Annotated in this window: 21 protein-coding genes and 3 pseudogenes; 13 read left to right on the top strand and 11 right to left on the bottom strand. The window is 60.0% G+C overall.

Going from position 1 to position 20,389, the window contains the following annotated elements; genetic code table 11:
• Window positions 1-3: 3 nt before the first annotated feature.
• Window positions 4-264, bottom strand: coding sequence for a DUF2790 domain-containing protein (locus AB4N76_RS27150; protein WP_046027574.1), 261 nt, complete (start codon window positions 262-264; stop codon window positions 4-6).
• Between the two features lie 213 nt (window positions 265-477).
• Here AB4N76_RS27150 and AB4N76_RS27145 point away from each other — a divergent pair, with 213 nt between their 5' ends.
• The 3 genes from AB4N76_RS27145 (at window position 478) to AB4N76_RS27135 (ending at window position 2,434) form a co-directional block, all read left to right on the top strand.
• Window positions 478-1,221 (top strand): response regulator, encoded by a 744-nt coding sequence (locus AB4N76_RS27145; RefSeq protein WP_046027579.1) that lies wholly within the window; start codon window positions 478-480, stop codon window positions 1,219-1,221.
• A gap of 146 nt (window positions 1,222-1,367) precedes the next feature.
• Window positions 1,368-2,102, top strand: a complete 735-nt coding sequence (locus AB4N76_RS27140) for a substrate-binding periplasmic protein (RefSeq protein ID WP_460163798.1) — start codon at window positions 1,368-1,370, stop codon at window positions 2,100-2,102.
• A gap of 107 nt (window positions 2,103-2,209) precedes the next feature.
• On the top strand, window positions 2,210-2,434 hold the full coding sequence (locus tag AB4N76_RS27135) for a hypothetical protein (RefSeq protein ID WP_046027583.1): 225 nt from the start codon (window positions 2,210-2,212) through the stop codon (window positions 2,432-2,434).
• Window positions 2,435-2,658: 224 nt separating this feature from the next.
• On the opposite strand, the pseudogene AB4N76_RS27130 reads toward AB4N76_RS27135, so the two are convergent.
• The 3 genes and pseudogenes from AB4N76_RS27130 to AB4N76_RS27120 all read right to left on the bottom strand — a co-directional run bounded on the left by AB4N76_RS27130 (window position 2,659) and on the right by AB4N76_RS27120 (window position 6,352).
• Window positions 2,659-4,082, bottom strand: a pseudogene (locus tag AB4N76_RS27130) (FAD/NAD(P)-binding protein).
• 118 nt (window positions 4,083-4,200) lie between these two features.
• Window positions 4,201-5,604, bottom strand: coding sequence for an LLM class flavin-dependent oxidoreductase (locus AB4N76_RS27125; protein WP_046027885.1), 1,404 nt, complete (start codon window positions 5,602-5,604; stop codon window positions 4,201-4,203).
• 184 nt (window positions 5,605-5,788) lie between these two features.
• Window positions 5,789-6,352, bottom strand: coding sequence for a helix-turn-helix domain-containing protein (locus tag AB4N76_RS27120; RefSeq protein ID WP_460163797.1), 564 nt, complete (start codon window positions 6,350-6,352; stop codon window positions 5,789-5,791).
• On the opposite strand from AB4N76_RS27120, the gene AB4N76_RS27115 reads away from it, so the two are divergent.
• The 7 genes and pseudogenes from AB4N76_RS27115 (at window position 6,347) to AB4N76_RS27085 (ending at window position 13,708) form a co-directional block, all read left to right on the top strand.
• Complete coding sequence (locus AB4N76_RS27115) at window positions 6,347-7,372, top strand: DMT family transporter (protein WP_460163796.1); 1,026 nt, start codon at window positions 6,347-6,349, stop codon at window positions 7,370-7,372. The genes AB4N76_RS27120 and AB4N76_RS27115 overlap by 6 nt on opposite strands.
• 272 nt (window positions 7,373-7,644) lie before the next feature.
• Window positions 7,645-10,563, top strand: a pseudogene (locus AB4N76_RS27110) (monovalent cation/H+ antiporter subunit A).
• Window positions 10,563-10,907, top strand: coding sequence for a Na+/H+ antiporter subunit C (locus AB4N76_RS27105; protein WP_007944721.1), 345 nt, complete (start codon window positions 10,563-10,565; stop codon window positions 10,905-10,907). Before AB4N76_RS27110 ends, AB4N76_RS27105 begins: the two are co-directional and overlap by 1 nt.
• Entirely contained in the window at window positions 10,904-12,589 is a 1,686-nt protein-coding gene (locus AB4N76_RS27100; protein ID WP_046027593.1) for a monovalent cation/H+ antiporter subunit D, read from the top strand. Before AB4N76_RS27105 ends, AB4N76_RS27100 begins: the two co-directional genes overlap by 4 nt.
• A complete protein-coding gene (locus AB4N76_RS27095; protein WP_046027595.1) occupies window positions 12,586-13,074 on the top strand; it encodes a Na+/H+ antiporter subunit E in 489 nt (162 codons plus the stop codon). Before AB4N76_RS27100 ends, AB4N76_RS27095 begins: the two co-directional genes overlap by 4 nt.
• Window positions 13,071-13,349 (top strand): K+/H+ antiporter subunit F, encoded by a 279-nt coding sequence (locus tag AB4N76_RS27090; protein ID WP_046027596.1) that lies wholly within the window; start codon window positions 13,071-13,073, stop codon window positions 13,347-13,349. Before AB4N76_RS27095 ends, AB4N76_RS27090 begins: the two co-directional genes overlap by 4 nt.
• Window positions 13,346-13,708, top strand: a complete 363-nt coding sequence (locus tag AB4N76_RS27085; protein WP_046027597.1) for a Na+/H+ antiporter subunit G — start codon at window positions 13,346-13,348, stop codon at window positions 13,706-13,708. Before AB4N76_RS27090 ends, AB4N76_RS27085 begins: the two co-directional genes overlap by 4 nt.
• A 57-nt stretch (window positions 13,709-13,765) precedes the next feature.
• On the opposite strand, the gene AB4N76_RS27080 is transcribed toward AB4N76_RS27085, so the two are convergent.
• The 4 genes and pseudogenes from AB4N76_RS27080 to AB4N76_RS27065 form a co-directional block, all read right to left on the bottom strand.
• A complete protein-coding gene (locus AB4N76_RS27080; RefSeq protein ID WP_046027599.1) occupies window positions 13,766-14,203 on the bottom strand; it encodes a DUF3995 domain-containing protein in 438 nt (145 codons plus the stop codon).
• 89 nt (window positions 14,204-14,292) lie between these two features.
• Window positions 14,293-15,306 (bottom strand): annotated as a pseudogene (locus tag AB4N76_RS27075) (ABC transporter substrate-binding protein); the annotation flags it as partial.
• 117 nt (window positions 15,307-15,423) lie between these two features.
• The gene (locus AB4N76_RS27070; protein ID WP_046027603.1) at window positions 15,424-15,627 is read right to left on the bottom strand and encodes a hypothetical protein; all 204 of its coding nucleotides are present in this window, start codon (window positions 15,625-15,627) and stop codon (window positions 15,424-15,426) included.
• The gene (locus AB4N76_RS27065; RefSeq protein WP_046027604.1) at window positions 15,627-16,097 is read right to left on the bottom strand and encodes a hypothetical protein; all 471 of its coding nucleotides are present in this window, start codon (window positions 16,095-16,097) and stop codon (window positions 15,627-15,629) included. The genes AB4N76_RS27070 and AB4N76_RS27065 overlap by 1 nt, the downstream gene beginning before the upstream one ends.
• Before the next feature lie 409 nt (window positions 16,098-16,506).
• On the opposite strand from AB4N76_RS27065, the gene AB4N76_RS27060 reads away from it, so the two are divergent.
• The 3 genes from AB4N76_RS27060 to AB4N76_RS27050 all read left to right on the top strand — a co-directional run bounded on the left by AB4N76_RS27060 (window position 16,507) and on the right by AB4N76_RS27050 (window position 17,514).
• Window positions 16,507-16,755 (top strand): hypothetical protein, encoded by a 249-nt coding sequence (locus AB4N76_RS27060; protein WP_077430288.1) that lies wholly within the window; start codon window positions 16,507-16,509, stop codon window positions 16,753-16,755.
• 158 nt (window positions 16,756-16,913) lie between these two features.
• Window positions 16,914-17,144, top strand: a complete 231-nt coding sequence (locus tag AB4N76_RS27055; RefSeq protein WP_046027605.1) for a hypothetical protein — start codon at window positions 16,914-16,916, stop codon at window positions 17,142-17,144.
• Window positions 17,145-17,274: 130 nt separating this feature from the next.
• The gene (locus AB4N76_RS27050) at window positions 17,275-17,514 is read left to right on the top strand and encodes a DUF2789 domain-containing protein (protein ID WP_046027606.1); all 240 of its coding nucleotides are present in this window, start codon (window positions 17,275-17,277) and stop codon (window positions 17,512-17,514) included.
• A gap of 9 nt (window positions 17,515-17,523) precedes the next feature.
• On the opposite strand, the gene AB4N76_RS27045 is transcribed toward AB4N76_RS27050, so the two are convergent.
• The 3 genes from AB4N76_RS27045 to AB4N76_RS27035 form a co-directional block, all read right to left on the bottom strand.
• Window positions 17,524-17,727, bottom strand: a complete 204-nt coding sequence (locus AB4N76_RS27045; protein ID WP_046027607.1) for a hypothetical protein — start codon at window positions 17,725-17,727, stop codon at window positions 17,524-17,526.
• Window positions 17,728-17,847: 120 nt separating this feature from the next.
• Window positions 17,848-19,071, bottom strand: a complete 1,224-nt coding sequence (locus tag AB4N76_RS27040; RefSeq protein WP_460164645.1) for a methyl-accepting chemotaxis protein — start codon at window positions 19,069-19,071, stop codon at window positions 17,848-17,850.
• 578 nt (window positions 19,072-19,649) lie between these two features.
• On the bottom strand, window positions 19,650-20,054 hold the full coding sequence (locus tag AB4N76_RS27035) for a TraR/DksA family transcriptional regulator (RefSeq protein ID WP_007907888.1): 405 nt from the start codon (window positions 20,052-20,054) through the stop codon (window positions 19,650-19,652).
• Window positions 20,055-20,389: the final 335 nt, after the last annotated feature.

Raw genomic sequence — 20,389 nt, 5'->3', positions numbered from 1 at the left:
CGATCAACCGCCCTGATTGGCGCAGTCCGCGAGTTTGCTGTAATCGAGAACCTTGTGCGTGCCGCTGGAATCAAGGTAGTTCAGGCGAGCATTGACAATGCCGCAACCACTGCCGGAGTCTTCGGCGGACAGCACTTTCTTGATATCCAGATGCGCGCCGTGAGCAGAGACCTGCGCCTGGGTTTGATCATTGGCATGGGCTGAAAACGCAGTGATGTTCAGGACAGCGAAGAAGCTGGCGGCAACGAGTGTGTTCCAGTTCATGGTGATTTCCTCAGGGCTGCGATAGGCGGTGGTGGTGAGGCAAGTCGTCTTGTCTCGATGGATCCCATTCAACCGCCCCAAGGTATCTGCCATGTGTCGTCAAAACGGCGTTATTAAGGCGTAAGGTGTCAAACAGCGCGCCCGATACAGTGCGATACAAATCTGCGTCGCGCCGTGTAGCGCGCAGCGAACTAATAAGAAGAGGTTTGTGCAATGGACCATGTGAACCACATCCTGATCGTCGATGACGATCGGGAGATCCGCGAACTGGTGGGCAATTACCTGAAGAAAAACGGCCTGCGCACTACAGTGGTTGCCGATGGCCGGCAGATGCGCAGTTTTCTGGAAACCAATCAGGTGGACCTGATCGTGCTGGACATCATGATGCCCGGCGATGACGGCCTGGTGCTGTGCCGTGAATTACGCGCCGGCAAACACAAAGCCACACCGATCCTGATGCTCACTGCGCGCAACGACGAAACCGATCGCATCCTCGGCCTGGAAATGGGCGCCGACGATTACCTGACCAAACCCTTCGCCGCCCGCGAGCTATTGGCGCGGATCAATGCGGTATTGCGCCGCACGCGAATGTTGCCGCCGAACCTGCTGATCACCGAAACCGGCCGGCTGCTCGGTTTCGGCCGCTGGCGCCTCGATACCACAGCCCGCCACTTGCTGGACGAAGACGACACGCTGGTGGCCCTCAGTGGCGCGGAATACCGTTTGCTGCGCGTCTTCCTCGATCACCCGCAGCGGGTACTCAGCCGCGACCAATTGCTCAACCTGACCCAAGGCCGCGACGCCGACCTGTTCGACCGTTCCATCGACTTGCTGGTGAGCCGCTTGCGTCAACGCCTGCTGGATGATTCACGCGAGCCGACCTACATCAAGACCGTGCGCAGCGAAGGCTACGTGTTCTCGTACCCGGTGGAATTGCTTGGCGCAGAATCTTCCTAGGGGTTTTGTATATAGAAACTGGCGAAACATACGCAAATCCCACAGCCTTTAAATCCTACGATCTGACACAAAAGCCCCGGCAATTCCTCGGGACAGTGCCGCCCGCTCGTACTAAGCTGCGCGATTCATTTCATCAGGGACGATTTATGAAGCGCATTGCCGGTTGCTTGCTGCTGTTGCTGAGTGTTGGCGCAGTCGCAGCAGACCTGAAACTGCTCACCGACAACCACCCACCGTTGCACTTTCAGCAAGGCGACACACTGGTGGGTTTTGGTGTGGATGTGGTGCAGGCGTTGGCCCAACGCACGGGCGACTCGGTGCATTTGCAGCAAGTCCCTTTGCTGCGGGCCTTGCGCGATGCCGGGACCGAGCCCGCCACCGGGGTGTTCACTATCTTTCGCACCGCCGAGCGCGAAGGCCTGTACCAGTGGGTCGGCCCGCTGATGGAGGTGGAAACGGCCCTCTACGCCACCGACAGCACCCTGCCCCCTGTCAGCGCCCTGAGCGAGACCGCCAGCCTGGGCCGAATCGCCGTCCCGCGAAAATGGCTGGCCTACAGCTACTTGCAACAGCAAGGCCTGAACAACCTGTACGGCGTCGAAACGCCCGAACAAATGATGCGCCTGGCGAGTCTGGGCCGTGCAGAATTTGTGGTGGCCGATACCCTGTCCATCACGGCGATGGCGCGAGAAGTCGGGCTGGCGCCCAGTCGGCTGCACTACCAGATGCCCCTGATGAAGCAAAGTACGTACATCGCGTTTTCACCGCAGACCGATGCCGCTCAAGTGGAGCGCTGGCAACTGGCGCTGGACGAAATGAGGCGCGACGGACGCCTGGAACATATCAAGCAGCGCTGGCTGATCGACCGCACGCCTCGCTGACAACGGATCAGCGCGCTCGATAACGACTATGCCCAAGGGTGTTTTTTCATCGCCGGGCTCCAGCACTACAGTGGCGACATCTTCTTCCCACGCTCTGGAGCAACCCCATGAAAAGCCTCATCGGTCTTGGTTTCGCCCTCTCGGTTCTTGGCGCAACGTCCGCTATCGCCGCCCCCCACGCCACCTCGCAGGTTGTCGCGGCAGTGAAAGTCAGCCAACCGGCCACCCTCAATGTGAACACTGTCGAAGTCGATAAAAAGGACAGCCAGCCGACCACGTTGTACGTCGCTGAAAACCGCCCTGAGTTCGGTTCGAAATATCAGCGTTATTGATCAACAGCTTTGCGCCGCTTGAACAAAAAACCCCGGGCAGACCCAATCTACCCGGGGTTTTTCCTGGAAACACACCGGCTCCTGTAGCAGCTGCCGAGCCCGCGAGGCTGCGTCCGGCCGCGAAGCGGTCGTAAACCCTACTCACTCGGTTTGACTGAAACACCGCATCGCCTGATTTTACGACCGCTGCGCGGCCGGACGCAGCCTCGCAGGCTCGGCAGCTGCTACGTCAGTCGTGCGGCGAGGGCCTTGGCTTGTAGTGCGACGTCGGTGACCGCCGTGCTTTCCCACCACATGCCGCGCAACGGGGGCCCATGGCGAACAGGCGAGTGGCAACCTGACCACCGGCATCCAGCACGGCGCCGTCTGCAGCCGCTGCAATCCCCAAGGCCAACGGCCCCGGTCGGATCAACCCGCGCGCCAACAGTTGTTGTGGCAACGGTCGAGCAACCCGGCGCCAGTCATATTCGATGCCGCTGGAATTGATCAACGCTGCGCCCTGAACCACACAGGTGCCCTCTTCGCCACGGCGACGAATGCGGATGCTGACGCCGCCCTGCGACGCGGGCTCAAGGCCCTTGAACGACGCCGCCTGAATCCGCAACCGCCCTTCCCTGTGCAAACGCTCCACCAAGGCAGCACTCAGCGGTGGCGAACGATGGTGATGACTTTCCCACCACGGCCGAACATGCCGCACAAATTGCCGACGCTGGCGGTCCGTCGCCTGATTCCACAACCGGCCAATGTGTGCACGCACGGTGTCGAGTGGTGCTTGCCAGTCGATGCCTTCAGCGATGGCCTGCCGGCAGTGCCGGCGCAGTTCACGCACTAACTGCCGAGGTGTGCGAATGCTCTGGTCCTCGGCCAGGAAATCCACCCAGGCCGGCGGTTGGCGACGTACGTGCGGCAGTAAGCCGTGACGCGAAAACACCTCGATCGGCCCACGATGCCCAGCCTGCTCCAGCGACACCACGGCATCGACCATGGTCAGGCCGGAACCGATGATCAGCACGGTGGACTGCGGATCGAGCTGGCGCATGGCGGCCACATCCCACGGATCCAGCGCCGCGGCGTTCAAACCGCTGGACTCGGTCTGCGGTGTGCGCGCCGCGGGAAACATCCCCGTCGCCAACACCGCATAAGCGCCCTGCAAGCGTTGACCGTCACTCAATGTCAGCCGTACCGAATCGTCGCCCGCTTGCAGATCAATCACCTCGGCCTGCACATGCTCGACCGTCGAGCCATTCAACGCCCCGACGGCTTGCGCCTCGGCCAGGCGTTGTTGCACGTACACGCCGAACAGGCCCCGTGGCGGGAACAACTCGCTGATCGGCACAGGTTGCTCGGCCGATTCCGGCCAGCCACCGGCGGCGATGTGTTCGGTCAGCCATTGCGTCAGGTCATCGGCGTTGTCCGGGTCGACACTCATGCGCGCCGCGTTGCCGTTCAGCGTATGGCCCAACTCGACCGCGCTATAGGCTTCGCCCCGACCCAGCTCGGTGCGCGGCTCGATCACCAGCACCGAGCGCCGGCCAGGCAAGCGCAACAACTGCGCGGCCAGCATCGCGCCACTGAGGCCGCCGCCGATAATCAGAATGTCTGCATGGCGGATGGCGTCGTTGGCCTGTCCGCTTTGGATTTCGCTCATTCCATACTCACTGGTCAATGACTCCCTGAATAAAAATCCACTGTCTGCCACCTTAATGTTTTGCCCTCCAGCACACAAACACCCCTCCTTGCAGGAGTGAGCCTGCTCATGATGGCGGCTAAGCAGATACCACCTTCTTCTCCTGCTGCCGCAACGCCGCCAGATCCCGATAACCCGCTGCGGGATGAACGTCTGCCAAACGCGGCCCCTCCCCAAACAATTTTTCACGCAAGGTCCCCGGCGCATAGTCGGTCTTGTACACCCCACGCTTCTGCAACTCCGGCACCAGCAACTCCACCGCGTCGATGAAGGTTTCGTGGGTCAGTGCATAGGCCAGGTTGAAACCGTCTACGTCGGTCTCCTCCACCCACTCTTGCAGAAGATCGGCGACTGTCTCGGGGCTGCCGACAAACAATGGCCCGAACCCGCCAATGCCGACCCAGTCCGCCAGTTCATTGGGCGTCCAGACCTTGTTCGGATCCGCCGTGGAAAACGCCTCCACCGCCGATTGAATGGCATTGGTGTGCACATGCTTGAGCGGTTCATCCGGTTTGAACTGGCTGAAGTCGATGCCGGTCCAGCCGGAAATCAGCGCCATGGCACCTTCGTAGCTGACCCAGGTTTTGTACTCCTCGAACTTGGCTTTGGCCTTCGCGTCGGTTTCGCCAAGGATCACCGTTTGCAGGTTGAAGATCAGGATCTTGCGCGGATCGCGCCCGGCCTCGGCGGCGCGGCGACGAATGTCTGCCACGGTTTTCTTGAGCAGCACTTTCGACGGTGCGGCGACGAAGACACATTCGGCATGCTCGGCCGCAAATTGTTTGCCACGACTCGATGCTCCCGCTTGGTAAAGCACCGGTGTGCGCTGCGGCGAAGGTTCGCAAAGGTGAATGCCCGGCACCTGGAAATGTTTGCCAACGTGGCGGATCTCGTGAATTTTGCGCGGGTCGCTGAAGACCCGCCGCTCGCGATCGCGCAGAATCGCGCCCTCTTCCCAACTGCCTTCCCAGAGTTTGTAGCAAACCTCCAGGTATTCCTCGGCGAAGTCGTAGCGGGCGTCGTGTTCGGTCTGGTTTTTCTGGCCAATATTCTTGGCGCCGCTTTCCAGATACGAGGTGACGATGTTCCAGCCGGCCCGGCCCTTGGTCAGGTGGTCGAGCGTCGACAGGCGCCGGGCGAATGGATACGGGTGCTCGAAAGACAACGACGCGGTCAGGCCGAACCCCAGATGCTCGGTGACAAGCGCCATTGGCGGAATCAGTTGCAGCGGATCGTTGACCGGCACCTGCGCGGCCTGGCGGATCGCCGCGTCACCATTGCCGTTGTAAACGTCGTAGATGCCGAGCACATCGGCAATGAACAGACCGTCGAACTTGCCACGCTCAAGGATCTTCGCCAGATCGGTCCAGTATTCGAGATCCTTGTACTGCCACGAACGATCGCGCGGGTGCGCCCACAAGCCCGGCGACTGGTGGCCGACGCAGTTCATGTCAAACGCGTTCAGACGAATTTCGCGGCGGATGCTTGGGGGTTTGGCGGGGGTTGTCATGGACCGGCTCCGGGTTTCTGGTGAATGCTCTGTTCGCATTTGCAGAAGTCGTGCCTGAACATGATTGCAAGTTATTTCAACAGGTTGAGATGCTTTCCAAGAAATAACATCAGCTTTAAAAGAGCAAAGTGTCTATCCACTGTTGATGAGCCAACAGTCAAATCACCACGTTGCGCACAAACCGCGCCGCCACCGGCCCGTCATTGCGATAGGCATGGGGCTGGTTGCTGGCGAACATAAAGAACTCACCGGCAGCAATGTGCTGCGGGGTGTCACCCAACATCAGGGTCAGGCAGCCTTCGAACACGTAGATCTGTTCGCTCCAGCCTTCGGCGTCCGGTTGCGACGGGTAAATTTCCCCCGGTTGCAGGCACCATTCCCATTGTTCCACTTCGCGGGTGGCGGTGGCCTTGGACAGTAAAACGGCTTTGCTGCCGGGGATTACTCCGGCCCACGCCACTTCGTTGATGCGGTTCGTGTCACGGGCGTCCGGGGCCTGGATGAGGTCGCTGAACCTCACGTCCAGTGCCTCGGCCACGCGGTCGAGGGTGGTCAGGCTGACGTTGTTGTCGCCGGCTTCGATGGCCACCAGCATCCGGCGGCTGACCCCGGACTTTTCGGCCAGCACGGTCTGGCTAATGTCAGCGGCGTGGCGCAAGCGCCGGACGTTCTGGCTGACGTGCTGGAGGACCGAAGCCCGCGGGGTGGAATCTTTGTGCACTATATTGCTCACTTGGTGGGGTTGGGCAGTATACTGCGCAACATTCGGCGCATTGTGCGTCGCCCTCAAGTAGCGCGCAAGGTCATGACGTCAGTGAACTCTTCTCCCACCTCCCCCCGCGTCTCACGGTTCAGCAAAGCCGAGTGCGTGCTGGTGCTGATCACCATGGTCTGGGGCGGAACCTTTTTGTTGGTGCAGCATGCGATGACCGTCAGCGGACCGATGTTTTTCGTCGGTCTGCGCTTTGCCGCTGCCGCGAGTCTGGTCGCGCTGTTCACCTGGCGACACCTGCGGGCGTTGACCCTGTTCGAACTCAAGGCCGGGGCGTTCATCGGGGTGGCGATCATGCTCGGTTATGGCTTGCAGACGGTGGGTTTGCAGAGCATTCCCAGCAGTCAGTCGGCGTTTATTACCGCGTTGTACGTACCCTTCGTGCCGTTGCTGCAATGGTTGGTACTGGGGCGGCGTCCGGGGCTGATGCCAAGCATCGGGATCATGCTGGCGTTTACCGGGTTGATGCTGCTGTCGGGACCCGCCGGCGCTTCGTTCAATTTCAGCCCTGGCGAAATCGCTACGCTGATCAGCGCCATCGCGATTGCCGCAGAAATCATCCTGATCAGCACCTATGCCGGTCAGGTCGATGTGCGTCGAGTGACCGTGGTGCAATTGGCGACCACGTCGGTGTTGTCGTTCTTGATGGTGGTGCCGACCCAGGAACACATTCCGGACTTCTCATGGCTGCTGTTGTGCAGCGCGCTGGGCCTTGGCGCTGCGAGCGCGGTGATTCAGGTGGCGATGAACTGGGCGCAGAAGAGTGTCTCGCCGACACGCGCGACCTTGATTTATGCCGGGGAGCCGGTGTGGGCCGGGATTGTCGGGCGAATTGCCGGGGAGCGGCTGCCGGCGATTGCGTTGGTGGGTGCGGGGTTGATTGTGGCGGCGGTGATTGTGAGTGAATTGAAGACCAAGGGTAAAGGTGCTGCGGCGGCGGCGGAGTTGGAGCGGGAAACACAGGGTTAAATCGCGAGATCTGTGGCGTCTGATAGATAGCTATCGCGAGCAAGCTCGCTCCCACATGGGTTCTGCGTTGTGCCACCAGAGTGTGAACACAACTGGCCCCTGTGGGAGCGAGCTTGCTCGCGATGGGGCCAGAAGGGTTTAAACCGGCCCGTTGAAACAATGTGAATCAGGCTTTTTCCGTCTACCGTGTAGGATTCTGCGACAGCTTCGCGTTTGGTGATCCGGGAGCTGGCACGTATGATGCTTCACAAACTCCCGCAGATTAGAAGCCTATGTCCCTGATAGTTCTACTGCTTCTGCCATTTATTGGCAGCTGTCTGGCAGCCGTCCTGCCGCACAACGCACGCAATACAGCCCCCTTGCTCGCGGGCCTGATCGCACTGATCGGCACCGTCCAGGTCGCGTTCCTGTACCCGCAAATCGCCCATGGCGGCGTAATCCGCGAAGAATTCTTCTGGCTGCCAAGCCTCGGCCTGAACTTCGTCTTGCGCATGGACGGGTTCGCGTGGCTGTTTTCGATGCTGGTGCTGGGCATCGGCACACTGGTCTCGCTGTACGCACGCTATTACATGTCGCCGGACGATCCGGTGCCGCGGTTCTTCGCATTTTTCCTGGCGTTCATGGGCGCCATGCTCGGACTGGTGATTTCCGGCAACCTGATCCAGATCGTGTTTTTCTGGGAGCTGACCAGCCTCTTCTCGTTCCTGCTGATCGGCTACTGGCATCACCGTGCCGACGCACGACGCGGCGCCTACATGGCGTTGATGGTCACCGGCGCGGGGGGGTTGTGCCTGCTGGCGGGGGTCATGCTGCTCGGCCATGTGGTCGGCAGCTATGACCTGGACAAGGTCCTGGCCGCCGGCGATCTGATTCGCGCACATGCCCTCTACCCGCTTCTGTTACCCCTGATCCTGATCGGCGCCTTGAGCAAAGTGCGCAATTCCCTTTCCACTTCTGGTTGCCCCACGCGATGGCGGCGCCGACACCGGTCTCGGCCTATCTGCACTCGGCGACCATGGTCAAGGCCGGGGTGTTTCTGCTGGCGCGACTTTGGCCTTCGTTATCCGGCAGCGAAGAATGGTTCTACATCGTCAGCGGCGCCGGTGCCTGCACCCTGTTGCTGGGTGCGTATTGCGCGATGTTCCAGAACGACCTCAAAGGGTTGCTGGCCTACTCGACCATCAGCCATCTGGGCCTGATCACCCTGCTGCTGGGCTTGAACAGCCCGCTGGCCGCCGTGGCCGCGGTGTTCCACATTCTTAACCACGCCACCTTCAAGGCCTCGTTGTTCATGGCCGCCGGGATCATTGACCACGAAAGCGGCACCCGCGACATCCGCAAACTCAGCGGCCTGATCAAGCTCATCCCGTTCACCGCCACCCTGGCCATGGTCGCCAGCGCCTCGATGGCCGGCGTGCCGCTGCTCAATGGTTTCCTCTCCAAAGAAATGTTCTTTGCCGAAACCGTGTTCATCAATGCCACGGCGTGGATCGAGTGGAGCCTGCCGATTGTCGCGACCATCGCCGGCACATTCAGTGTCGCCTACTCATTACGCTTCACCGTCGACGTGTTCTTCGGCCCGACCGCCACCGATCTGCCGCACACCCCGCACGAGCCGCCACGCTGGATGCGCGCACCTGTTGAGTTGCTGGTGTTCACGTGCCTGGTCGTGGGGATGTTCCCGGCGCAAGTGGTCGGTTCCATACTGGCCGCCGCAGCCCTGCCAGTAGTAGGCGGGACGCTGCCGGAGTACAGCCTGGCGATCTGGCACGGCTTGAATGCGCCAATGATCATGAGCCTGATCGCCATGTCCGGCGGCATCGTGCTCTATCTGCTGCTGCGCAATCAGTTCAAGCGCGGGCGCTTCAAATACCCGCCGGTCATTGGCCGGTTGAATGGCAAGCGCCTGTTCGAACGCAGCCTGGTGATCATGATGCGCCTGGCCCGCCGTCTGGTGCGCCGGATCAGCACCCATCGCCTGCAAACCCAATTGTTCCTGATGGTCCTCGCTGCCGTGTTGGCCGGCTTGATTCCGATGCTCCACAGCAGCCTGAGTTGGGGGGATCGACCGAAAATTCCGGGCTCTATCGTGTTCGTGACCCTGTGGCTGCTGGCGATTGCCTGCGCCCTCGGCGCGGCGTGGCAGGCCAAGTATCACCGGCTCGCGGCTCTGACCATGGTCAGCGTCTGCGGCCTGATGACCTGCGTGACCTTCGTCTGGTTCTCCGCGCCAGACCTGGCACTGACGCAACTGGCCGTCGAAGTGGTGACCACCGTGCTGATCCTGCTCGGTTTGCGCTGGCTGCCACGACGGATCGAAGAGGGTGTCGCCACTGCCAAGCAGCCTGCGCAAGGCGCGCATCCGGCGTATCCGCGACTTGCTGTTGTCGACCGTGGTCGGTGGCGGCATGGCCTTGCTGGCCTACGCGATGCTGACACGCCAGACGCCTAACGATATTTCCTCGTTTTACCTCAGCCGCGCCCTGCCCGAAGGTGGCGGCAGCAACGTGGTCAACGTGATGCTGGTGGATTTCCGTGGCTTCGACACCCTCGGTGAAATCACTGTGCTGGTGGCAGTGGCCCTGACCGTGTTCGCCCTGCTGCGACGCTTCCGCCCGCCCAAGGAAAGCCTGCAATTGCCAGCCCAGCAACGCTTGCTGGCACCGGACGTGGTCACCGACCTGGTCAACCCGCGCCACGCCAGCGACACCGCGCTGGGCTTCATGATGGTCCCGGCAGTGCTGGTGCGTCTGCTGCTGCCGATTGCGCTGGTGGTGTCGTTCTACTTGTTCATGCGCGGACACAATCAACCGGGGGGCGGTTTTGTCGCGGGGCTGGTGATGTCGGTCGCGTTCATCCTGCAATACATGGTCGCCGGCACGCAGTGGGTCGAGGCGCAAATGAGCCTGCGACCGCTGCGCTGGATGGGCATCGGGTTGCTGTTTGCCACGGTCACGGGGCTTGGGGCCATGGCGGTCGGCTATCCGTTCCTGACCACCCACACCTGGCATTTCACCCTGCCGGTACTGGGTGACATTCACATTGCCAGCGCGCTGTTCTTCGACATCGGCGTGTATGGCGTGGTGGTCGGTTCGACGCTGTTGATCCTCACCGCCCTCGCTCACCAATCGGTTCGCGGCCACAAAACCGCAGCCCAGCCCAAACCCGTCGCCACACAAGGAGCCGTCTGATGGAAGAAGTCATCGCAATCGCCATCGGCGTTCTCGCGGCGTCCGGCGTCTGGCTGATCCTGCGGCCGCGAACCTTCCAGGTGGTGATGGGCCTGTGCCTGCTGTCCTATGGCGTCAACCTGTTCATTTTCAGCATGGGCAGCCTGTTCATCGGCAGGGAGCCGATCATCAAGGACGGCGTGCCGCAGGACTTGCTGCACTACACCGACCCACTGCCGCAAGCACTGGTGCTGACCGCGATTGTGATCAGCTTCGCCATGACCGCGTTGTTTCTGGTGGTGCTGCTCGCATCCCGGGGCTTGACCGGGACCGACCATGTCGATGGCCGGGAGCCTAAAGAATGAATCCAATGACGCACCTGATCGCCGCCCCGATCCTGCTACCGCTGCTGACTGCCGCCATCATGTTGATGCTCGGCGAAAAACACCGTCCGCTGAAAGCCAGGATCAACCTGTTCTCCAGCCTTCTGGGCCTGGGGATTTCGGTGTTGCTGCTGCAATGGACACAGACCACCGGCGTTCCCGGCTCTATCGGTGTGTACCTGCCGGGCAACTGGCAGGTGCCATTCGGCCTGGTGCTGGTGGTTGATCGCCTGTCAGCGTTGATGCTGGTGCTGACCGGGATCATCGGCGTCAGCGCCTTGCTGTTCGCCATGGCCCGCTGGGACGGCGCCGGTTCCAGCTTCCACGCGCTGTTCCAGATTCAATTGATGGGGCTGTACGGCGCATTCCTGACCGCCGACCTGTTCAACCTGTTCGTGTTTTTCGAAGTGCTGCTGGCCGCTTCCTACGGTTTGATGCTCCACGGTTCGGGTCGACCGCGAGTGTCGGCGGGGTTGCATTACATCTCGATCAACCTGTTGGCGTCGTCGCTGTTCCTGATTGGCGCGGCGCTGATTTATGGCGTCACCGGCACCCTGAACATGGCCGACCTGGCGTTGAAAATCCCGCTGGTGCCACAAGCCGATCGCGGCTTGCTGCATGCCGGCGCGGGGATTCTCGCGGTGGCGTTCCTGGCCAAGGCCGGGATGTGGCCGCTGAACTTCTGGCTGGTACCGGCCTACTCCTCGGTCAGCGCACCAGTAGCGGCCATGTTCGCGATCATGACCAAGGTCGGCGTCTACACGCTGCTGCGTCTGTGGACCTTGCTGTTCTCCGGCCAGGCCGGGGCATCGGCCTACTTTGGCGGTGACTGGCTGATCTACGGCGGCATGGCAACGATCGTCTGCGCAGCGCTGGCGATTCTGGCGGCCCAACGCTTGGAGCGCATGGCCAGTTTGAGCATTCTGGTGTCGGCAGGGATTCTGCTGTCAGCCGTCGGCTTCGCCCAGCCGAACCTGATCGCCGCGGCGCTGTTTTACCTGGTCAGCTCGACCCTGGCGCTGAGCGCGCTGTTCCTGCTGGCCGAGTTGATCGAACGTTCCCGTTCGGTCAATGAAGCGCCGCTGTTCGATGACGCCGACCTGATCGCACGACCGACGCTGTCCGAGCAACCGCCCAAAGGCTTCAACCTCGATGACGATCAGAAAGCCGTGGTCGGCCAGGTGATTCCCTGGACCATGGCCTTCCTCGGCTTGAGCTTCATTGCCTGCGCGCTGCTGATCATCGGCATGCCGCCGCTCTCCGGTTTCATCGGCAAGCTCAGCCTGCTCAACGCCCTCCTCAACCCGCTGGGCTTGGGCAATGGCGCTGGCGAACCGGTGTCGAACGCTGCATGGGGGTTGCTCGCACTGTTGATTCTGTCAGGGCTCGCCTCACTGATCGCCTTCTCGCGCCTGGGCATCCAGCGCTTCTGGACCCCGCAAGAACGTCCATCGCCGCTGCTGCACCGTTTGGAAAGCGTGCCGATCATCATTCTCCTGGGGCTGAGTATTGCGCTGACCTTCAAGGCTGAACCGCTGCTGCGTTACACCCAGGCGGCCGCCGATGCCTTGAACAACCCGCAGCAATACGTGATGGCCGTGCTCGGCACGCGCGCAGTGCCAAGCCCGGAAGCCAAAGCGGCAATGTTGGAGGTGCAACCGTGAAACGCCTGTTTCCTGCCCCTTGGCTGTCGCTGGCGTTAGGGGTGTTGTGGCTGGTGCTGAACCAGTCGATGAGCCCCGGCAATCTGTTGCTCGGCGCGATGCTGGGCTTCTGCGCACCGTTGATGATGCGCCGATTGCGACCGCTGCCGATTCGTATCCGTCGCCCCGGCGTCATCTTGCGTTTGCTCCTGGTGGTCGGTCGAGACGTACTGGCGTCCAACCTCGCCGTGGCCTGGGGCGTGCTGAACGCCGGTCGCCGCGCGCCACGTTCACGCTTCATCAAAGTGCCGCTGGACCTGCGCGACGCCAACGGCCTCGCCGCACTCTCGGCGATCTGCACCGTGGTCCCGGGCACCGTTTGGTCGGAACTGGCGCTGGATCGCAGCATCCTGTTGCTGCATGTGTTCGATCTGGATGACGAAGCCGTGTTCATCCAGCACTTCAAGGCAACCTACGAGCGCCCCTTGATGGAGATCTTCGAATGAGCCCACTGCTGTCGAACGCCGTCCTGCTGAGCCTGTTCATGTTTTCCGTGGCGATGATTCTGACGCTGATCCGTCTGTTCAAGGGCCCCTCAGCCCAGGACCGGGTTCTGGCCCTGGACTATCTGTACATCATCGCGATGCTGATGATGCTGACGCTGGGCATTCGTTATGCCAGTGATACCTACTTCGAGGCGGCGTTGTTGATCGCCCTGTTCGGTTTCGTCGGCTCGTTTGCCCTGGCGAAATTCCTGCTGCGTGGCGAGGTGATCGAATGAATGGCGAACTGTCGCTGTGGGTCGAGATTCCAGTGGCGATCCTGCTGCTGCTCAGCAGTCTGTTTGCGCTGGTCGGCGCCATTGGCCTGGTGCGGATGAAGGATTACTTCCAGCGCATGCACCCGCCAGCGTTGGCCTCGACATTGGGGGCATGGTGTGTGGCACTGGCGTCGATCATTTACTTTTCGGCGCTCAAATCGACACCAGTGGTGCATGCCTGGCTGATTCCAATCCTGTTGGCGATAACCGTACCGGTGACCACCTTGCTGCTGGCGCGCGCGGCGTTGTTCCGCAAGCGCATGGCCGGCGACGATGTGCCGGCCGAGGTGAGTAGTCGGCGCACGGATGGCAGAAGCTAAGGTTACACGCTGAATCACCCGGATTGGCCTGCCCGGCCATGCGCCAATCCGGGCACTTCAAACCCAGGCAACCGTCAGCAACCCGGCCCCCAACACCACGCACAGTGGTGAATAGACCCAGGTATCGAGCCGGGCAAACGTCGAATTCTTGACCTCTTTGAAGAATCCCACCAGTTCCGAATCGCCAATCGCCCGGGCGAACATCAGTATCGCAATGGCACTGAGCACCCATTGCAGCCACTTGTCATGCACCGCCGGCAAACAAAGCCCGACCCGCAGACACACCAGCATGGCGATCAGTAACAGCGCCCCCGCCACCAGCAACGTCACGATTCCCGACGGCTTGAACGCAGGCCTTGATTGCGCGCCGCCCTCCCCGGGCACTCGCGGCACCGCCGCCTCGCTGCCCAGCTTGCCGCCCGAGGCCCAATACACGTGGACCAGGCTGATTATCAGAAAAATTGAAGCCATCCATTGTGCGACCAGCAGATTCATCTTCGGGCATCCATCCAGAGGGAGCGAACGTGCTCCGGGCGGTGATAGCGATACTCGGTGAAATACAAACGTGTGCGGCACAGGCTTACTTCCAGTTCGGCGGAGACCTTGTCAGCCACCTGCTTTGGCACCCAAGCCTGCCAGATATCCGGATGCGTCTTCATGAACGCTTCCGCTGCCTGGCGTGGCGGGGTGTGTTTTTCGCTCATATCGGCCAGTGCCTTGTTCAGTGAATCGATCGGGAAATCGACCTTGCTGAAGAACTCGGCGATCTGCGGGTACTGTTTCTGGAACGGCGTGGACACGCCAATGGACAGCTTCGAGGGCAGCGAACGCGTCGGCTGCGGGTTTGGATTGTCGGCGTCGGTCAGGGTTTTCCAGGCTTCGGCGTCGAAGGGGGGTTCTTCCAGTTGAATCAACTTGAAGCGTCCGAGCAATGGCGTCGGCGACCAGTAATAGAACAGCACCGGCTTGCCCCGATGGATCGATGAAGTGATTTCTGCATCCAGCGCGGCCCCGGAACCGCTGCGAAAGTTCACGTAGCTGTCGTTCAGGCCATAGGCGGTGAGCTTCTGCTTGTTGACCACTTCCGACGTCCAGCCGATCGGGCTGTTGAGGAAGCGCCCCTTGCCCGGGCTTTCCGGGTCGCTGAACACGTCTTTATATTTAGGCAGGTCGCTGACACTGCGCAAATCCGGCGCTAGCGCCTTGATGCCTTTGGCCGGGTCACCCTTGACCACATACTCCGGGACCCACCAGCCTTCGGTTGCGCCCTTGACCGTATCGCCCAGGCTCGCGACCTTGCCTTCAGCCTCCGCCTTGACCCAGACCGGGCTGCGACCGGCCCATTCTTCACCTATGACCTGAATGTCATTGTTGGCCAGTGCGGTCTCCAGGGTAATGGTGGTTCCCGGCAGGGTATCGGTCGGCAACCCGTAGCCCTTCTCGACGATGATCCGCAGGATATCGGTGATCAGGCTGCCACTTTCCCAATTCAGGTCGGCGAAGTGGATCGGTGCCTGGGCCGCCAATATCGGGACGGGAGATGTTAACAATCCGACGCTGGCCAGGGACGCCGCCAGCAACCGTCGAAATCCTCTCATGCTTTTGCACCTCGTGCTGTTCACAGCAATAGCAGGATGGCCTGATAAACGACCACAAGCCTCAAAATATTCAGTCAATTGACTGTAGTAGAGGATCCTGATTTCGAGGGATGCGAATTACGTTTCGGAAGATTCCTGCAAACGGGCCAGCTCTCTTCTGACCATGCTGGCGTACGCCGCCGGACGCAGCGTATAGATCTGTGACGCCACCCAACTCAGCCAGGCTCCCTGCAGAACTGCCTTCTGCTCGAACAGCCGCAGGGCTTCAGTGTGGGCACTGGCCTGGTTCTGTTCATGGAAATCGGCGCGGGTCACCGACATCACTCACTGGCCTTGAAAGTCACCAGTTCGCCCTTGCGCCACTTGGCGGCTTTGGCAGTTACGGCTTTCAGGGTTTTGGTCAGGCCTTCCTGCAATTGTTGATGAGCGGCGAACACCATCACCACGCTATGACCTTCCTTGAACACAATCGCCTGACCGTCGGGCGTGGTGACAAATGCGTAATCACCCAATCCATACACCGTCAGTTTGATTTCGCGGAACTTGATGTCCAGCTTGCCGCCTTCGCGACTGGGTAGAACAGACGCGCTGAAATGATCACCGACCTTCAGTTTGAGCCCTGGCTTATCGTCCACCACCAGCGCTTCTTCGGTGTCGATCTCGGCAATATAAATGCCTTCGGCATTCTGTTCGGTGATGTAGACGAAACGAGATTGAAACTGTTTAACCAACTTTGCGCGCAAATCACCCAGCACGAACAAAGCATGCATATCGAGATTACTTACTGCCAAGGAAACATCCCCACATCTGAGATTGATGCCGCACGCAAAAAAGCGCACGGCAGAAAATAGCGGCCATGCCGATGGTCTTTCAAAAAAACCGGGTTGAAATCCTGATCCTGGCTGAGGGCTCATGCATCGCGAGGTCAGCGAGCCTACTGGAATATCGCTCGCGCCGTCTTCCGTCAAAGTCGTCAGATGTTGAAGGAAATTGCCCTTCTTACCGCCAGAGGAAACCGGATTACCAACTGTAAGGAAAAAACGCTTCAAGAAAAGCACTTTTCCGACATATCAGCCGCAAAAAATTGCTTTAGATGAACACCATTCGCCAACCCGTGGTGGCGATTCTAGAGCAGCGACGCTCACAGAGACTACCCATAACGACGTACATACGTCGGTAAAATAAAGAAAAGGACTTCATATGTGCACGATGACTCACTTTGCAACCGCCCAGCCACCTTACGCTCACAACGCCTCGCCGCTGCATCAGGGGTTGCTCGAAGCACCTCGGTTTCACCCAGAAGAGCCTGCCCGACCAAGGTTTCAGGTGGTTCCGGCAGGTATTGCATTCTTCCACATAAAGGAAACCGCCACAGGACGCGTCAGAGGTTTCCGCGGCGATCATAACCAGGCGTGTGCACTTGCTCGCTCACTTGAATCACGCGAATGAAGCGTCCACCGAATTCATTTCAATAGACGTTTCGTCAAACGCTCGACTTAACTCAGCCGCCGGCGGGCAACAACTGCCATACTGCCCGCCCCATGAAACCCGTTCCCACGTCGGACGGCGTTCAAAACAACAAAACATTTCCAAGGGAAGGCTGCTACGTGACGGAATTTGATATCGGCGAGTTTATGATCCGGGGTGAAGCCAGAGAGATCGATGGCGAATTCCAGGCAGTGATTGTCATGCGCGCCAAACCGAAATTGACCACGGTGACGTATCACCAGGTCGAGAAAGATCGCTGGTTCAAAACAGCGGAAGTCGCCGCTATCGCCGCTCAGGAATCGGCCAAGGAACTGAAGGCTGCCGTCGATGCGGGGGCATTGAAAGCCTGATCATCGAATTTGCCGTCTATGCTCTTTCCTGCTTTGGCACATCCATCGAACTCCTGAAGCGCGGCCTCCTCAGATGCAATGAAGCTGCCCTTCAGATCTCGCACTCGACGCGGCCCGCAAGGAGATGAACATGGATTCACCCACACACGACTTGAAAGGCTTGTTCGACCAACTCGGCCTGGATTCCAGCCAGAAGGCCATCGATGATTTCATCGCCAGCCACTCACCGTTGGCCGACGACAAGAAAATGATCGACGCCGAGTTCTGGACCCCGCAACAAGCCGGCTTTCTGAAAGAGCAACTGCGCGAAGACGCCGATTGGGCGCGGGTGGTCGATGACTTGAACTTGCGCTTGCACCAGCTTCACTAGCCCGCGCAATCAATGCAGGCTGTCAGGTGATTCAGCGCTCAATTGCGCCAACCAGGCAGCCCTGCACTCTTCGGCCTCATCGCGGCTGGAAAACGCCGTCCCCCGGCGCTCACCGTTGAGCAGTACAACCCAACAGACACTCTGCCCCATCGCGCGCAAACAGGCGGGCACACCGCTACCAATCATGACTGCGACATCCACTTTGCTTTGCATGCTGGCCTCTCGAATTTCATTAGCAACCTAACTACATAGGCATGTTAATGAGTTCATTCGCGAGGAAACAGCAACGAGCTTGTATAGCTTCGTTGCCAAAATCGTAACAATCGCCCCCTTTCAGCGAGGAACTTGGGGCTTGTAACCCAAGCGCAAACCGCCCCAATGCCGGCCCTTGACCATGATCGGCACCGAAAGATCGTGCATCAATTCACCTGTGTCGCGGGTATACGTCTGCAACAGCACTGGCTTTTGATGGCTGCCACAACGGATACCGGTGCGGTCGGCGAATTTGCGTTTGGTGCGGTTTTGCAGCGTATCGACCTGCACGTCGCCGGTCAGCGGCTGGCTGAAGACGTTGTTATGCGTCGGCACATACCCCTGTTGAGTGCAGGCGATGGCAAACACCAAGCCTTCATGAAGCGGCAATAACGGTTCCTGTATCGCCGGCAAGACTTGATCGGTATAGCGGTCGAAGCGGGTCTGGAACTTGGGCGGGCTGGTGTTCGGGATCGCCTGGTAATTGCGATCAAACAGGTCATCGAGGCTGACTCGCCCCTGGCTGATGTCCGCTTCAAAGCGCGCCGCAATCTGCATCGCGCCCTCGCGGGCCAAGTCATAGACCCGCTGGTGATAGTCATCCAGCCCGACTTCGGCCAGGCGCTCGCTGATGGACTCAGCCTGACCTTCCATCTGCACGGCGGCCTGGGCCAGGCGCTGGGTCTGTTGGTCGCTGATCGCCAGATCGCTGCGCATCTGCTCGATCGCATGAAACAGGCTGTCGAGTTGTTCGCGATTGGTGTCCGCGCCCCGGGCGATTTCCCCGACCTGGCTTTCGACGCCAGCGGCCAATCGCGCAATGTTTTCCAGGTGCTGCCCCGTGTGCTCGACTTGCTCGACACCCGTGTCGAGGTCGCTGGACAGTTGGCGAATCTGCTCCACGACCTGAGCCGTGCGTTGCTGGATATCGGCAACCATCTCGCCGACTTCGCCGGTCGCCGTCGCGGTTCGCGCCGCCAGGCCACGCACTTCATCGGCCACCACTGCGAACCCGCGACCATGTTCCCCGGCCCGCGCCGCTTCGATTGCGGCGTTCAACGCCAACAGATTGGTCTGGTTGGCGATGGACTGGATCACCAGCGTCACCCGCTGGATATCGTCACTGCGCAGGCTCAGGGCCTCGATCAGCTCGCGACTGTTGCTGGCGCGCTGGCTGAGTTGATGCATTCGGGCGATGGACTCAACCAGCTCTTTACGCCCCGCTGCGCCGCTTTGATGCGCTTCGCTGGCGGCGCCGAGGGCGTCGCGGCTGAGTTTGGAGGTGACTTGTTCGGTAGCGATCATCACTTCGGCGTTGCTGACAATTTGCGCCGCCGCGTTGAGCTGCGATTGCAGTTTGTCCGCCAGTTGCTTGACCGAATAGGCCACTCCGGCCGCCGACAACGCGTTATGACTGGTGGTGTAGGAAAGATCGCGAGTCAATTCGCTGATGGCGCTGGCACTGTCCGCGGGGTTGTCTTGCGGGTTAGCGCGCGAGCGCAGGCGAGGCAACCAGATAATCAACACGGCCAAGGGCAGGCCAAGGTAAAGCGACCCGTAACCCAATGTCATGCCACACAACAAAAGCATCAGGGAGATGCTTTGCAGGGTCGGCGTCAGCCAAGGGTTTTTCGGCAAAAGCACTGGCGCAGGCGCTGCCGCCGCCAGAGATCCGTCTCTCGTCATCTTCGTCACCCCACGATCTTCTAATTGTTGTCTTCGCATTTAACGCCACTACAACGCCATTATCTATGGTCCATTAGTAGTGGGTATTGCAGCAGATCAATAGAGGGGCACAAGTTTTCTACGGACGAAAAAAGCATCGCGGGCGAGCCTTGCTCCTTCAGGAGTGAGGCTCGCCCGCGATGCGTGGCGCTACGAAATCAGGCCTGACGCTGGTGCTTGTCGATCTGTTCGTGACGCTCTTGAGCTTCGATGCAGTACTTGGTGGTCGGGCTAATCAGCAAGCGCTTCAGGCCAATGGCCTCGCCGCTGTCGTCGCACCAGCCGAAGCTGTCTTCTTTGATGCGTTCCAGAGCCTGTTCCAACTGAGGCAGCATGCGCTGGTCGCGATCGATCGCGTTTACCAGCCAGGTGCGCTCTTCTTCAACAGAAGCTGCATCTGCCGGATCGGCCGGAGTGTCCAGGCTCTCGATGGCGATGCGGTTCTGTTCGATGCGCTCATGGGTTTCGACTTTCATGTTCTGCAACAGCTCGGAGAAAAAAGCATGTTGCTCAGCATTCATGTAGTCATCCGCCGGCATGGCCAGCAACTTGTCCTTTGTCATTGATATCTCTATAAAAAAACGTGCATTAAGGCGAATTAGGGAGCGTTCCGGCTGACCGGGTGAGGCCATCGGAAAGGCGCCGTTTAATTCCAAGCGCCACCCGGCACTCAATTTACGAGGGGCGGCAGTCTAAGGCCGACGTGAGGCCCCAGCAACTGAAAAGTCAGCGAATTTGTCTGACAAGGTGTGCAAAGTGCTCTATAGCAACCGTTGCGGCGGTTATCGGAGTGCGTTTATAGCAAGAAATTCCGTCGAGCGGCTGTATATAGAAGACAAACGGCTGCGCCAGCCCCACCCGTTTGCAGCTAGCGCGAGCTCAGCTAAGGTTGTCCGTC

Source organism: Pseudomonas sp. S2_F03 (assembly GCF_054668335.1).
This window is presented reverse-complemented; position numbering and strand designations above follow the sequence as displayed.

Coding starts and splice junctions, on each gene's coding strand:
- AB4N76_RS27105 (WP_007944721.1), top strand. CDS start 10,563: ATGGAAGAAGTCATCGCAATCGCCATCGGCGTTCTCGCGGCGTCCGGC.
- AB4N76_RS27150 (WP_046027574.1), bottom strand. CDS start 264: ATGAACTGGAACACACTCGTTGCCGCCAGCTTCTTCGCTGTCCTGAAC.
- AB4N76_RS27090 (WP_046027596.1), top strand. CDS start 13,071: ATGAGCCCACTGCTGTCGAACGCCGTCCTGCTGAGCCTGTTCATGTTT.
- AB4N76_RS27045 (WP_046027607.1), bottom strand. CDS start 17,727: ATGCAAAGCAAAGTGGATGTCGCAGTCATGATTGGTAGCGGTGTGCCC.
- AB4N76_RS27035 (WP_007907888.1), bottom strand. CDS start 20,054: ATGACAAAGGACAAGTTGCTGGCCATGCCGGCGGATGACTACATGAAT.
- AB4N76_RS27100 (WP_046027593.1), top strand. CDS start 10,904: ATGAATCCAATGACGCACCTGATCGCCGCCCCGATCCTGCTACCGCTG.
- AB4N76_RS27060 (WP_077430288.1), top strand. CDS start 16,507: ATGTGCACGATGACTCACTTTGCAACCGCCCAGCCACCTTACGCTCAC.
- AB4N76_RS27080 (WP_046027599.1), bottom strand. CDS start 14,203: ATGAATCTGCTGGTCGCACAATGGATGGCTTCAATTTTTCTGATAATC.
- AB4N76_RS27145 (WP_046027579.1), top strand. CDS start 478: ATGGACCATGTGAACCACATCCTGATCGTCGATGACGATCGGGAGATC.
- AB4N76_RS27140 (WP_460163798.1), top strand. CDS start 1,368: ATGAAGCGCATTGCCGGTTGCTTGCTGCTGTTGCTGAGTGTTGGCGCA.
- AB4N76_RS27040 (WP_460164645.1), bottom strand. CDS start 19,071: ATGATCGCTACCGAACAAGTCACCTCCAAACTCAGCCGCGACGCCCTC.
- AB4N76_RS27085 (WP_046027597.1), top strand. CDS start 13,346: ATGAATGGCGAACTGTCGCTGTGGGTCGAGATTCCAGTGGCGATCCTG.
- AB4N76_RS27070 (WP_046027603.1), bottom strand. CDS start 15,627: ATGTCGGTGACCCGCGCCGATTTCCATGAACAGAACCAGGCCAGTGCC.
- AB4N76_RS27135 (WP_046027583.1), top strand. CDS start 2,210: ATGAAAAGCCTCATCGGTCTTGGTTTCGCCCTCTCGGTTCTTGGCGCA.
- AB4N76_RS27050 (WP_046027606.1), top strand. CDS start 17,275: ATGGATTCACCCACACACGACTTGAAAGGCTTGTTCGACCAACTCGGC.